We start from the raw sequence: 13,301 nt of genomic DNA on the forward strand, positions 1-13,301 counted from the left end.
CTAAAATGCAAAGGTAATCATTTAAAGATGTTCGGAGGTTGCCTTTGTGTATTATTATTTAGTGGCTTTGGTTGTAATTGGACTGGATCAATTAACAAAATGGTTGGTTGTTAGAAAAATGACCGAGGGAGAAAGCATCTCGATCATAGATAATGTCTTTTATCTTACTTCTCATCGTAATCAAGGTGCAGCATGGGGAATACTCCAAGGACAGATGTGGTTTTTTTACATTATTACTTTAATAGTGATTGTAGGTATCGTGTATTATATGCAAGTCCATGCAAAAGGGCATTCATTGTTTAGTCTGAGCCTTGCTTTCATGCTAGGCGGTGCAATCGGAAACTTTATTGACCGTGTCTTCAGAAAAGAAGTGGTCGATTTCTTAAATACATACATCTTTTCCTATGATTTCCCGATTTTTAATATTGCCGATGCAGCATTAACCATCGGAGTAGCACTATTACTGATTTATATGTATTTAGACGAACGAAAAGCAAAGAAGGAGAACAAAAATGGAAGTAATTCAGCACAACATACTTGAGGAAAACCAGGGAGAACGAATCGATAAGGTCGTAAGTCAGTTGAACAAGGATTGGTCCCGTTCCCAGGTTCAACAATGGATTAAAGATGGCCATATTAAAGTAAATGAAGAAGCGGTCAAACCTAACTTTAAGTGTCCATTGAATGCAGTCATCACTGTATCGATCCCGGAACCGGAAGAATTGGATGTAGAGCCGGAAGACCTTAATCTTGAGATTGCCTATGAAGACGGGGATGTTATCGTCGTCAATAAGCCGAAAGGTATGGTCGTCCACCCTGCACCGGGTCATTATTCTGGAACAATGGTGAACGGATTGATGCATCACTGTAAGGACCTGTCAGGTATCAACGGCGTTTTGCGACCAGGGATTGTCCACCGTATAGATAAGGATACATCGGGATTACTGATGGTAGCGAAAAATGACATGGCTCACGAGCATTTGGTGAATCAGCTTGTAGCAAAGTCCGTAACAAGAAAATATACAGCCATCGTACATGGCCTGATCCCCCACGAATACGGGACGATCGATGCCCCGATCGGCAGGGATCCTAAAGACCGTCAGAGTATGGCTGTCGTGGATAATGGCAAACAAGCGGTCACGCATTTCAAAGTGTTGGACCGATATAAAGATTTCACACTCGTTGAATGTGAATTAGAGACAGGAAGAACCCATCAGATCCGTGTCCATATGAAATACATCGGCTTCCCGCTGGCGGGGGACCCGAAATACGGCCCGCGAAAGACGTTGAGCATTGAAGGACAGGCCCTTCATGCCGGAGTGCTTGGGTTTGTTCATCCAAGAACGGAAGAATATATGGAGTTTCATGCGGAGTTACCCGAAGAATTCTCTAAATTGATTAAGCATCTTGAAAATAACCGTTGACAAATTTCGACCTGACCCTTATGATTGTACTAATTGAATAAGTAACCTTTAATACGGTCCCGTGAGGCTGAGAAGGAGCAGTGTACGACCAAAATTCTTTGGCGTGCAATCAGATCATAACGATAAGTGTGCCCTCTCATCTCTACGGTGAGAGGGATTTTTTATTAGAATAAATGAAAATGAGGTGGCGAAAATGACAAAGAAAGCAACGGTACTGGATCAACCCGCCATTCGAAGGGCACTCACGCGGATAGCCCATGAAATCATCGAACGAAACAAAGGAATTGAAGATTGCGTCCTTGTTGGAATTAAAACAAGGGGCATTTATATCGCCAACCGATTAGCCGAGCGGATCCATGCGATTGAAGGAGAAGAAATCCCGGTCGGAGAAATAGACATCACCCTTTACCGTGATGATTTAACAACGAAAACAGCCGATCACGAACCAGAAGTGAAGGGTTCTGACCTTCCGGTGGATATTACAAACAAGAAAGTCATTTTGGTGGATGATGTCTTATTCACCGGAAGGACGGTCCGGGCGGGCTTGGATGCCTTAATGGATCTCGGCAGGCCAAGTCAGATTCAACTGGCTGTACTGGTTGACCGTGGACATAGGGAATTACCGATAAGGGCAGATTATGTCGGGAAGAATATTCCGACATCAAGCTCTGAAAAAATCATGGTTGCATTATCAGAAGTCGATCAAGAAGACATCGTTGCCATACACGAAAAAGAATAACGGAAGTCCTTTTAATAGCGGTCCAGAGAGGCTGACAAAGGATGGGAATGAAGGTGGAATCTGGCCTTCTTATACCCTCTTTGTGCCCTCTTCAGGACAAAGAGGGTTTTTTTAATGGATAAAAATGGGTATTGGAGGAGGAAACAAACATGAATCAAAATCAACAAGTCGTGTTAGACGTAGAAGAAGTACCTAATATAGGAAAGTGGATTACACTTAGCATACAACATCTATTCGCCATGTTCGGGGCAACGGTGCTGGTTCCATTCCTTGTGGGATTAAGCCCGGGTGTTGCTCTGATCTCAAGCGGACTCGGAACACTTGCCTATCTCCTGATCACGAAGGGGAGGATCCCTGCTTACCTGGGGTCGTCATTCGCTTTCATCGCTCCGATCCTGGCTGCCAAGAGCCTGGGAGGTCCGGAGGCTGCCATGATGGGAAGCTTCCTTGCAGGGATTGTATACGGAATCGTCGCGCTGCTTATATCAAAGCTTGGATTGAAATGGCTTGTCAGGATCCTTCCTCCGGTTGTGGTAGGGCCGGTCATCATGGTGATCGGATTAGGTCTTGCCGGAACGGCCGTCAATATGGCCATGTATGAAAATCCTGGAGCAGAACAATTGGTTTACAGTAACACGCACTTCATGGTGGCACTTGCCACATTGGGAATCACGGTCATCTGTTCGATTTACTTCAGAGGATTTCTCGGGATGGTCCCGATTCTCGCTGGTATTATCGGAGGATATGTCATCGCGGTTTTCGCAGGGCTGGTGGATTTTCAGCAGGTAATCGATGCTCCCTTCTTCCAAATGCCGGACTTCTTTGTCCCGTTTGTCGACTACACGCCGAGCTTCTCTTGGGAAATCGTATCCATCATGGTCCCGGTTGCACTGGTGACCCTGGCAGAACATACGGGGGACCAGATGGTATTAAGTAAAGTCGTAGGACGAAATTTCATTGAAAAACCGGGTCTTCACCGCTCCATCCTGGGGGACGGGGTAGCGACTGTGATCGCCTCCTTCCTGGGCGGACCGCCAAATACAACGTATGGCGAAAACATCGGAGTGCTTGCCATTACACGGGTGTTCAGCGTCTTTGTCATCGGCGGGGCGGCTGTACTTGCCATCATGTTCGGATTTGTAGGCAAGATAACGGCCTTGATCGGTTCGATCCCTTCGGCGGTCATGGGTGGGGTTTCCATCTTGCTTTTCGGAATCATCGCTTCAAGTGGACTCCGTATGTTGATCGATAACAAAGTGGATTTAGGAAACAAGCGTAATTTAGTCATCTCGAGTGTCATCCTTGTAATCGGGGTCGGAGGGGCATTTGTAAAGATCAACGAGCAGGTCTCTCTATCGGGAATGGCCCTTGCGGCGATCGTTGGGGTATTCCTGAACCTTGTCCTGCCGGGCAGGGAAGAGAGTGAAGGAGAGAACAATTTATTCCAAGAAGAAAACACAAAGCATGATGTTGCGTAAATAGAAACACCTTTTAACATGGTCCAGAGAGTCTAAGAAGGGTGTATTTGAACAAGACATGCGGGGTTTTTCCGCGCTGTCAGTGTCAGTATGTTCAAAAACACCCTGTCGGGAAGATGACAGGGTGTTTTTTTGGAAGAGAAGAGAGGAAAGGGTTGTCTCATGATGAAGAACTTGTTGACGATGAATGACTTATCAAAGGAAGAAATCATTCAAATACTGGAACAGGCGGAGCGTTTTCAAAAGGGTGAAAGCTGGGAGTGCGGGACAAAGAAATACGCTGCGAATCTTTTCTTCGAAGCAAGTACACGTACAAAATGCAGCTTTGAAATGGCAGAAAGGAAACTTGGTCTTGAAGTCATTCCCTTCGAAGCCCAAACATCAAGCATCCAAAAAGGTGAAAGCTTGTATGATACGGTGAAAACATTAGAAAGCATAGGAGTCGATACGGTCGTCATCCGTCATTCTCTTGAACGCTACTTTGACCAGCTGACCCCTCTTAACATAAGTGTGATCAACGGTGGAGATGGGTGTGGAAATCATCCCACCCAATGTCTGTTAGATCTGTTGACCATCCATCAGGAGTTTGGCCGATTCGAGGGAATCAAGGTATCCATCATCGGAGATATCGCCCATAGCAGGGTCGCCAGGTCCAATGCTGAGGCCTTGACGAAACTCGGTGCAGAAGTCTTTTTCTCCGGTCCGAAGGAATGGTTCCCATCTACGGACCAAAAGCACTATTTGCCTATAGATGAATGTATAACCGATTCTGATGTCATCATGCTTCTCCGTATCCAGCATGAACGTCACGAGAGTACATCGATCCTGACGAAAGAGGCATACCATGAACGCTTCGGACTGACGGAATCAAGGAGAGCCAGGATGAAACCATCCGGTATCATCCTTCATCCCGCACCTGTCAATCGAGGGGTGGAAATAGCCGACTCGTTGGTTGAATGTGAGCAATCAAGAATCTTTACTCAGATGGAAAATGGAGTATACGTGAGAATGGCCGTTTTAAAAAGAGCACTCGAAATCAACTGACTAGGGGGAATTTGAAATGAATTGGTTAATCCGGAATGCACGACTTGTAACAAAGAATGGTGATCTTGAGACTGTGGATGTAAAGGTGGAAGATAAGAAGATCATAGAGATCGGTTCAGAGCTGAAAGGGAAAGATCACGAGGAGTTTCAAGCAGAAGGGTTAGTGATTTCACCAGGCTTTGTCGATCTGCATGTCCATCTAAGAGAACCGGGCGGCGAACATAAGGAAACCATCGAAACGGGAACGAAATCAGCAGCAAAAGGCGGTTTCACCACCATCGCGGCCATGCCCAATACGAGACCTGTACCCGACTCAGTGGGAAATCTACAGTCCCTTAATCAGAAAATCTCTGACACAGCAAGTGTTCGCGTGTTACCATATGCCGCCATCACGGAAAGGCAAATCGGGAATAAGCTTAATGATTTACCATCATTAAAAGAAAACGGGGCATTTGCATTCACAGACGATGGAGTAGGGGTACAATCAGCGGATATGATGTATCAAGCCATGAAGATGGCAGCCGGGATCAATGCCTCCATTGTCGCCCACTGTGAAGAAAATACCTTGATTTATGGAGGAGCGGTTCATGATGGGACATTCTCCAAAGAGCATAACCTGCCAGGCATTCCTTCCATCTGTGAAGCTGTACATATATCCAGGGATGTGCTTCTGGCAGAAGCAGCGGGAGTACATTACCACGTCTGCCATATATCGACAAAAGAGTCTGTCAGGGTGGTCAGGGATGCGAAGAAAGCCGGTATCAACGTGACGGCTGAAGTGACGCCCCATCATCTTCTGCTCAGTGAAGACGATATTCCGGGTCTTGATTCCAACTTCAAAATGAATCCGCCTCTTAGGAGTAATGAGGATCGGCAGGCTCTTATAGAGGGGCTCTTGGACGGAACGATTGATTTCATCGCCACCGACCATGCCCCGCATACAGAAGCCGAAAAGTCGGAAGGGATGCAGCTTGCTCCGTTCGGAATCGTCGGGTTGGAAACGGCATTTCCGCTACTCTATACAAACTTTGTGGAAAAAAGGATCTTTACACTGAAGCAGCTTATTGACTGGATGACCATCAAACCAAGTTCAGCATTCAATCTTCCGTTTGGACTACTTGAAGTAGGAGGAGAAGCGGACTTTACGCTCATTGATTTGCAAGAACAAAGAGGAATTGACCCTGCTGGATTTAGGTCCAAAGGGAAGAACACACCATTCAAAGGATGGGAATGCAAAGGATGGCCGAAGGCAACTTTTTATCAGGGATCTCTTGTATGGAATGAAGGAGGAAACGAACAATGAAAAGACAACTCATTTTAGACGATGGAACGGTTTTCGTGGGAGAAGGATTCGGAGCGAATGAAGAAACGATCGGTGAAGTGGTATTCAATACAAGCATGACAGGCTACCAGGAAATACTTTCAGATCCATCCTACTGCGGCCAGCTTGTCACTTTGACGTATCCCCTTGTAGGGAACTACGGCATCAACCGGGACGACTTTGAGTCGATCACCCCGGCCATCAAAGCGTTCATTGTGAGAGAAGCGGCGGACTTCCCTTCTAACTGGAGAAATGAATCAACGTTGGATGAATTATTAAAAATAAAAGGAATTCCTGGAATCTCAGGTATCGATACTAGAAAGTTAACCAGGATCATCAGGAAGCATGGAGCCATGAAAGGCATCATTTGTTCCGCTGAAATAGATTCAGGGGCAATGCTTGAAAAGCTGCATGGTACAGATCTGCGAACAGATCAAGTCATGCAGGTATCCACGAAGACTGCTTACGCAAGCCCTGGAAGAGGGTATCGTGTCGTGTTGATGGATTTCGGGATGAAGCACGGAATTCTAAGGGAATTGAACAAGCGTGATTGTGATGTGATCGTGGTTCCTTATGATACTTCTGCGGAAGAAATCAGACGCCTGCAGCCTGACGGGATCATGTTATCGAATGGACCGGGAGATCCGAAAGATGTACCGGCAGCGGTTGAAACGATCAAGGAGTTGCTTGGTGAAATCCCACTCTTCGGCATTTGCCTTGGGCATCAATTATTTGCCCTGGCATGTGGAGGGGACTCTTTCAAAATGAAATTTGGCCACCGTGGGGGCAACCATCCGGTCAAAGATTTAAAATCTGGAAAAGTCGCTCTGACTTCACAGAACCATGGCTATGCAGTCGATGAAAAGTCTTTAGCCGGATCAAGATTACAGGTGACCCATTTGGCGATAAATGATGGAACAGTGGAAGGATTGAAACATTTGGACTTTCCTGCCTTTACGGTTCAGTATCATCCTGAAGCATCTCCGGGACCTGAGGATTCGAACTACTTATTCGATGATTTCTTACAACTGATGAAAGAAGAGAAAAGAAAGGAGCTTCAACATGCCTAAACGTACAGACATTAAAAGCATCTTGGTTATCGGAAGCGGACCTATCATCATTGGACAGGCGGCGGAATTCGACTACGCCGGCACACAAGCCTGCATCGCATTGAAAGAGGAAGGCTACAGGGTCATCCTCGTAAATTCAAACCCTGCCACGATCATGACAGATGCTGAAATGGCAGATAAAGTGTATATCGAACCTTTGACCCTGGAATTTGTCAGCAGGATCATCCGTAAAGAACGTCCTGATGCACTCCTGCCTACATTAGGAGGCCAGACAGGATTGAACATGGCTGTTGAACTTGCCCAGTCGGGAGTCTTGGAAGAATGCGGAGTAGAGATCCTCGGGACGAAGCTTTCCGCAATCGAGAAAGCGGAAGACCGTGATTTGTTCAGGAACTTGATGAATGAAATGGGAGAACCGGTTCCGGACAGTGAAATCATACATTCTCTGGATGAAGCCTATCAATTTGTGAATGAAATCGGGTATCCGGTCATTGTCCGTCCAGCCTACACTTTAGGTGGAACCGGAGGGGGGATCTGTCACAACGAAGACGAACTGGTCGAGATTGTAAGCTCAGGACTGAAATACAGCCCGGTAACACAATGCCTTCTGGAAAAAAGTATTGCAGGCTTCAAAGAGATAGAATATGAGGTTATGCGGGACGCAGCCGATAACGCCATCGTTGTGTGTAATATGGAGAACATCGATCCAGTGGGAATCCACACGGGAGACTCCATCGTGGTGGCCCCAAGTCAAACATTAAGTGACCGCGAATATCAAATGCTCCGGAATACAAGTTTGAATATCATCCGGGAGTTGGGAATCGAGGGGGGCTGTAATGTTCAGCTGGCACTCGATCCAGACAGCTTCCAGTATTACATCATTGAAGTAAATCCCAGGGTGAGCCGTTCATCTGCACTGGCATCCAAGGCGACAGGCTACCCGATTGCAAAGCTTGCAGCGAAGATCGCCGTCGGTCTTACATTGGATGAAATGATGAATCCGGTGACGGGTAAAACGTATGCATCATTCGAACCTGCACTGGATTATGTTGTGACAAAGATCCCAAGATGGCCATTTGATAAATTCGAAGCTGCCAAACGGAACCTCGGTACCCAAATGAAAGCAACCGGAGAAGTGATGGCGATCGGACGTACCTTCGAAGAATCACTATTGAAAGCGATACGCTCCCTTGAAAGCAATACGTATCACATGGAATTGAGTGACGCGGATCAATTTACAGACGAGTGGATTGAGAAAAGGATCAGGAAAGCAGGGGATGAACGCCTCTTCTATATCGGCGAAGCGCTGAGAAGGGGAGTGACGATCGAGACCATTCATGAATGGAGCAAAATCGACCTCTTCTTCTTATATAAAATGAATAGAATCATAGAGTTTGAAAAAGAATTAGCAATGAACCCTTTCAACTTTGAGCTTGCACAAAAAGCGAAGCGTATGGGATTCTCAGATATCACCATGGCAAGGTTATGGGAAAGCACGGAAGCAGATGTGTATACCTGGAGAAAAGAAAATGACCTTATTCCAGTATATAAAATGGTAGATACCTGTGCAGCTGAGTTTGAATCAGAAACTCCCTACTTCTACGGGACTTATGAAGATGAGAATGAATCAAGGGTCACAGAACGTGAGAGTGTCATCGTCCTCGGTTCGGGACCGATCAGGATCGGACAGGGAGTGGAGTTTGATTATGCGACCGTTCACTCTGTTTGGGCCATTAAGGAAGCGGGTTATGAAGCCATCATCGTAAATAACAATCCGGAAACGGTCTCCACCGACTTCAGTATTTCGGATAAATTATATTTTGAGCCACTGACGGTGGAAGATGTTATGCACATCATCGATCTTGAAAAGCCAAAAGGAGTCGTCGTTCAATTCGGGGGTCAAACGGCCATCAATCTGGCAGATGAGCTGGTGAGAAGAGGCGTGACGATTCTGGGTACTTCACTTGAAGATCTCGATCGTGCAGAAAACCGCGATAAATTCGAACATACTCTGAACCAACTCGGCATCCCTCAACCGGATGGGAAAACAGCGGTTTCGGTAGAAGGGGCACTTGAAATAGCGAAAAGCATCGGCTACCCGGTTTTGGTAAGACCTTCGTATGTCCTCGGAGGACGGGCAATGGAGATTGTTTACAGGGAAGAAGAGCTCCTTCAATATATGAAAAATGCTGTAAAGGTCAATCCCCAGCATCCGGTTTTAATCGACCGTTATCTGATCGGCAAGGAAATCGAGGTGGATGCCATCTCAGATGGATCTGACGTGGTCATACCGGGAATCATGGAGCATATCGAGCGTGCGGGAGTTCATTCAGGGGATTCCATCGCGGTGTATCCTCCGCAGCAGCTCACGAAGGAACAGAAACAAACCATCATCGATTATACGACAAGACTGGCAAAAGGGTTGAACATTATCGGATTACTGAACATCCAGTATGTCATCTCAAAAGGCGAAGTCTTCGTCCTGGAAGTGAACCCGCGTTCCAGCCGGACAGTGCCATTCATCAGTAAAATCACAAATGTACCAATGGCCAATATTGCAACCAAGTCCATCCTCGGTATATCCCTGAAGGATCAAGGGTATGAATCAGGGCTGATTCCTGAAAAAGAAGGTGTGTACGTCAAAGTTCCAGTCTTCTCCTTTGCCAAACTTAGACGGGTGGACATCACATTGGGACCTGAAATGAAATCTACTGGGGAAGTAATGGGGAAAGATCATACCTTGGAAAAGGCACTTTACAAGGGGATGGTCGCTGCAGGAATGCAAATGAAGGAATATGGCTCCGTGCTCATGACCGTGGCAGATAAAGACAAGGGTGAAGCAGTACAACTGGCACAACGCTTTATCGATATCGGCTATCAAATCCTTGCAACGAAGGGGACGGCAGACCATCTGGCCAAGGCCGGCATCACTGTTCGAGAAGTGGATAAGATCGGATCCAGCGGCCCTACATTATTGGATATCATCCAAAGTGGTGAGACACAACTTGTCATCAATACACTGACAAAAGGAAAGCAGCCCGCCCGTGATGGATTCAGAATTCGAAGAGAATCGGTCGAAAACGGCATTCCCTGCCTCACGTCACTTGACACTGCAGAAGCCATCCTGAGAGTGATTGAATCCATGACTTTCTCAGCAGAGGCACTGGACTCACTCCCGAAAGTGAAAGAGGCGGTTTACCAATGATCGTTAACGAAAAGATGGTTGTTCTTTCTCATGAACGGATAGCTGAAAACATTTTTGAACTGGTTCTTCAAGGGGATTTAGTGGAGGAAATAAAGGCCCCGGGTCAGTTTGTTCATGTGAAGATAGGGACGGGAATCGACCCTTTGCTCAGAAGACCGATTTCCATCGCCTCCCACGACCCTGAACATCAAACCATGACCCTGATCTACCGGGCTGAAGGAAAAGGGACACGACTCCTTTCCCTTGTGGGTAGTAGTGAAAGAGTCGACGTATTGGGACCTTTAGGTAATGGTTTCTCCGTGGAAGGAGAAAGTAAGACCGCACTGTTAGTAGGTGGAGGAATTGGCGTTCCTCCCCTCTACGGTCTTTCCAGGAAGCTTGTGGAAAACGGTTGGGAAGTGAAGCACATTCTTGGTTTTCAAAATGAAGCTGTCAGCTTTTATGAACATAAGTTCAGGAAACTGGGGCTCACATATGTTGCCACTGTCGACGGCTCCCTTGGAAGTGAGGGATTTGTTACAGATGTTATCTCTGAAGAGAAGCCTGACTTTGATGTGTTTTATTCCTGCGGTCCGACACCCATGCTGAAAGCTCTGGAAATACAATTGGAGGGCAGACGCGGGTTCATCTCTTTGGAGGAGAGGATGGGGTGCGGAATAGGGGCTTGTTTCGCCTGCGTTTGTCATAAGCAGGATGATCCGGAAGGGTCCAGCTACGTTAAGGTTTGCAGTGACGGACCGGTATTTCCAGTAGGGGTGGTGCTTTTATGAAATCATTACAAATCGAATTGCCAGGATTGTCTTTAAAGAACCCGGTCATGCCGGCATCAGGCTGCTTTGGCTTCGGTCGTGAATATAGTCAGTTCTATGATTTGAACGAGCTTGGGGCGATCATGATCAAAGCGACGACTGAAGAGGCACGCTTTGGAAATCCGACTCCAAGGGTTGCTGAAACAAACGGCGGTATGCTGAACGCAATCGGGTTGCAAAATCCCGGACTCACCGGTGTGATGGAAAACGAGCTTCCATGGCTTTCACAATTTGATGTACCGATCATTGCAAACGTGGCAGGTTCACAAGTGGAAGATTATGTGGAAGTGGCAAGAGTCATCTCTTCTGCTAAGAACGTATCCGCACTGGAACTCAATATCTCATGTCCAAATGTAAAAACGGGTGGAATCGCTTTTGGGACCATCCCTGAAGTGGCTAAGGAATTAACTGAGAAGGTTAAACAAGTCTCACAGGTTCCCCTGTATGTGAAATTATCACCGAATGTCTCCAATATCGTCGACATGGCCAAGGCGGTTGAAGCGGGAGGGGCAGACGGACTGACAATGATCAATACACTTCTCGGGATGAGATTGGATATGAAGACGGGTATGCCGGTTCTTGCGAACAAGACCGGGGGATTATCCGGCCCTGCCATCAAACCGGTTGCCATCCGGATGATCTATGAAGTGAGTCAACAGGTGGACCTGCCGATTATCGGGATGGGTGGTATACAATCAGCTGAAGATGTGATTGAGTACTTCTATGCCGGAGCCAGTGCCATCGCAGTCGGGACGGCGAATTTCGTTGATCCATTTATATGTCAACGAATCATACACGAGTTACCGTCTCTACTTGAAGAGCTCGGTGTCGAGCATATATCTCAATTAACCGGAAGGAGCTGGGGGAAACATGAATCGAGCACCGTTCATAGCTCTTGATTTCCCGACATGGGAGATGACATCTACCTTCCTGGATCAATTTTCAGAAAGTCTGAACGTGAAAGTCGGTATGGAGTTATACCTTCAAAATGGTCCGGAAATCATTGAGAAAATATTAAATAAGAATCATCGGATTTTCCTGGATTTGAAGCTTCACGATATCCCTAATACAGTGTACGGAGCCATGAAAGGACTTGCAGGATTCAACCTGGAGCTGATCAACGTCCATGCGGCAGGTGGCAGCATGATGATGGAAAAGGCGCTGGAGGGTCTCCATGCGGGAACTCCTGCCAATCATAAACGGCCAAATTTGATTGCCGTCACACAACTGACCTCGACAACGGAGGAACAGATGCGAAAGGAACAGCTTATCCCTACCACCATTAATGAGTCTGTCCTGCATTATGCCACTCTTGCGAAGCATGCCGGACTTGATGGAGTGGTATGCTCTCCCCACGAAGCCCGTCTGATTAAAGAACATTGCGGGAATGATTTTTTACGGGTCACTCCCGGGATCAGGTTAGCAGAAGATCATTTAGCAGATCAAAAAAGAGTCACTACACCACAAATGGCAAAAGAAATGGGTTCTTCCTACATAGTCGTTGGAAGAAGTATTACAGGTGCTGTGAATCCGGTCCTTGCATATGAACGGATCGTACATGAATGGGAGGGCAAAGAATGAAACATGAAATCGCAAAAAAATTACTGGACATAGAAGCCGTATTTTTAAACCCGACGGAGCCATTTACTTGGTCATCCGGGATAAAGTCACCGATTTATTGTGATAATCGACTGACACTATCGTATCCTTCAGTTCGGAACAGTATATCTACAGGACTGTCCGAGTTAATTCAAAAGCATTTTCCGGAGGCGGAAGTAATCGCCGGAACAGCAACAGCGGGAATTCCCCACGCCGCCTGGGTGAGTGAGAAATTAGATCTCCCCATGTGTTATGTCAGGTCAAAGCCTAAAGCCCATGGAAAAGGAAAGCAGATTGAAGGGATAGCGGCACCAGGACAAAAGGTTGTCGTCGTCGAAGATCTCATCTCCACGGGAGGTAGCTGCATAACAGCGGTTGAAGCCTTAAGAGAAGCGGGATGTGACGTTTTAGGAGTGGTCGCGATCTTCACATATGAATTGGATAAAGGGAAGAAGAAGCTTGAAGAACAAAACATTACGTCCTATTCCCTATCCGATTATTCAAGCTTACTGGAGGTAGCGGTCCAAAATGAGATCATCCGTGAAGGTGAGTTGGAACAATTAAAGCTTTGGAGACAAGACCCTGAAACATGGGGGATGTAAGGGGGAAAGC

General features: G+C 46.6%; 12 protein-coding genes. All 12 read left to right on the plus strand.

Annotation, left to right across the window (positions count from 1 at the left end; genetic code table 11):
- The first annotated feature begins 46 nt into the window (after positions 1 to 46).
- Positions 47 to 541 (plus strand): signal peptidase II, encoded by a 495-nt coding sequence (lspA, locus tag NQ095_RS09235; protein ID WP_258263201.1) that lies wholly within the window; start codon positions 47 to 49, stop codon positions 539 to 541.
- A complete protein-coding gene (locus NQ095_RS09240; RefSeq protein WP_258263202.1) occupies positions 513 to 1,424 on the plus strand; it encodes an RluA family pseudouridine synthase in 912 nt (303 codons plus the stop codon). Before lspA ends, NQ095_RS09240 begins: the two co-directional genes overlap by 29 nt.
- A gap of 193 nt (positions 1,425 to 1,617) precedes the next feature.
- Entirely contained in the window at positions 1,618 to 2,163 is a 546-nt protein-coding gene (pyrR, locus tag NQ095_RS09245) for a bifunctional pyr operon transcriptional regulator/uracil phosphoribosyltransferase PyrR (RefSeq protein ID WP_258263203.1), read from the plus strand.
- A 149-nt stretch (positions 2,164 to 2,312) separates the two neighbouring features.
- Positions 2,313 to 3,641, plus strand: coding sequence for a solute carrier family 23 protein (locus tag NQ095_RS09250; RefSeq protein WP_258263204.1), 1,329 nt, complete (start codon positions 2,313 to 2,315; stop codon positions 3,639 to 3,641).
- Between the two features lie 165 nt (positions 3,642 to 3,806).
- Positions 3,807 to 4,685, plus strand: a complete 879-nt coding sequence (locus NQ095_RS09255) for an aspartate carbamoyltransferase catalytic subunit (protein WP_258263377.1) — start codon at positions 3,807 to 3,809, stop codon at positions 4,683 to 4,685.
- Positions 4,686 to 4,701: 16 nt separating this feature from the next.
- Positions 4,702 to 5,988: a dihydroorotase gene (locus NQ095_RS09260; protein WP_258263205.1), complete on the plus strand. Its 1,287-nt coding sequence runs from the start codon at positions 4,702 to 4,704 to the stop codon at positions 5,986 to 5,988.
- The gene (locus NQ095_RS09265) at positions 5,985 to 7,076 is read left to right on the plus strand and encodes a carbamoyl phosphate synthase small subunit (RefSeq protein WP_258263206.1); all 1,092 of its coding nucleotides are present in this window, start codon (positions 5,985 to 5,987) and stop codon (positions 7,074 to 7,076) included. The genes NQ095_RS09260 and NQ095_RS09265 overlap by 4 nt, the downstream gene beginning before the upstream one ends.
- Positions 7,069 to 10,281, plus strand: coding sequence for a carbamoyl-phosphate synthase large subunit (gene carB, locus NQ095_RS09270; protein ID WP_258263207.1), 3,213 nt, complete (start codon positions 7,069 to 7,071; stop codon positions 10,279 to 10,281). The genes NQ095_RS09265 and carB overlap by 8 nt, the downstream gene beginning before the upstream one ends.
- The gene (locus NQ095_RS09275) at positions 10,278 to 11,051 is read left to right on the plus strand and encodes a dihydroorotate dehydrogenase electron transfer subunit (RefSeq protein ID WP_258263208.1); all 774 of its coding nucleotides are present in this window, start codon (positions 10,278 to 10,280) and stop codon (positions 11,049 to 11,051) included. The genes carB and NQ095_RS09275 overlap by 4 nt, the downstream gene beginning before the upstream one ends.
- Positions 11,048 to 11,989, plus strand: coding sequence for a dihydroorotate dehydrogenase (locus tag NQ095_RS09280; protein ID WP_258263209.1), 942 nt, complete (start codon positions 11,048 to 11,050; stop codon positions 11,987 to 11,989). The genes NQ095_RS09275 and NQ095_RS09280 overlap by 4 nt, the downstream gene beginning before the upstream one ends.
- Positions 11,961 to 12,671 carry an orotidine-5'-phosphate decarboxylase gene (gene pyrF, locus NQ095_RS09285; protein WP_258263210.1) on the plus strand — a complete coding sequence of 237 codons (711 nt, stop codon included), beginning with the start codon at positions 11,961 to 11,963 and terminating at the stop codon, positions 12,669 to 12,671. The genes NQ095_RS09280 and pyrF overlap by 29 nt, the downstream gene beginning before the upstream one ends.
- Complete coding sequence (gene pyrE, locus NQ095_RS09290; protein WP_258263211.1) at positions 12,668 to 13,291, plus strand: orotate phosphoribosyltransferase; 624 nt, start codon at positions 12,668 to 12,670, stop codon at positions 13,289 to 13,291. Before pyrF ends, pyrE begins: the two co-directional genes overlap by 4 nt.
- The last annotated feature ends 10 nt before the right edge of the window (positions 13,292 to 13,301 follow it).

The sequence above is a fragment of the Rossellomorea sp. SC111 genome, from assembly GCF_024733565.1.
Classification (GTDB): domain Bacteria; phylum Bacillota; class Bacilli; order Bacillales; family Bacillaceae_B; genus Rossellomorea.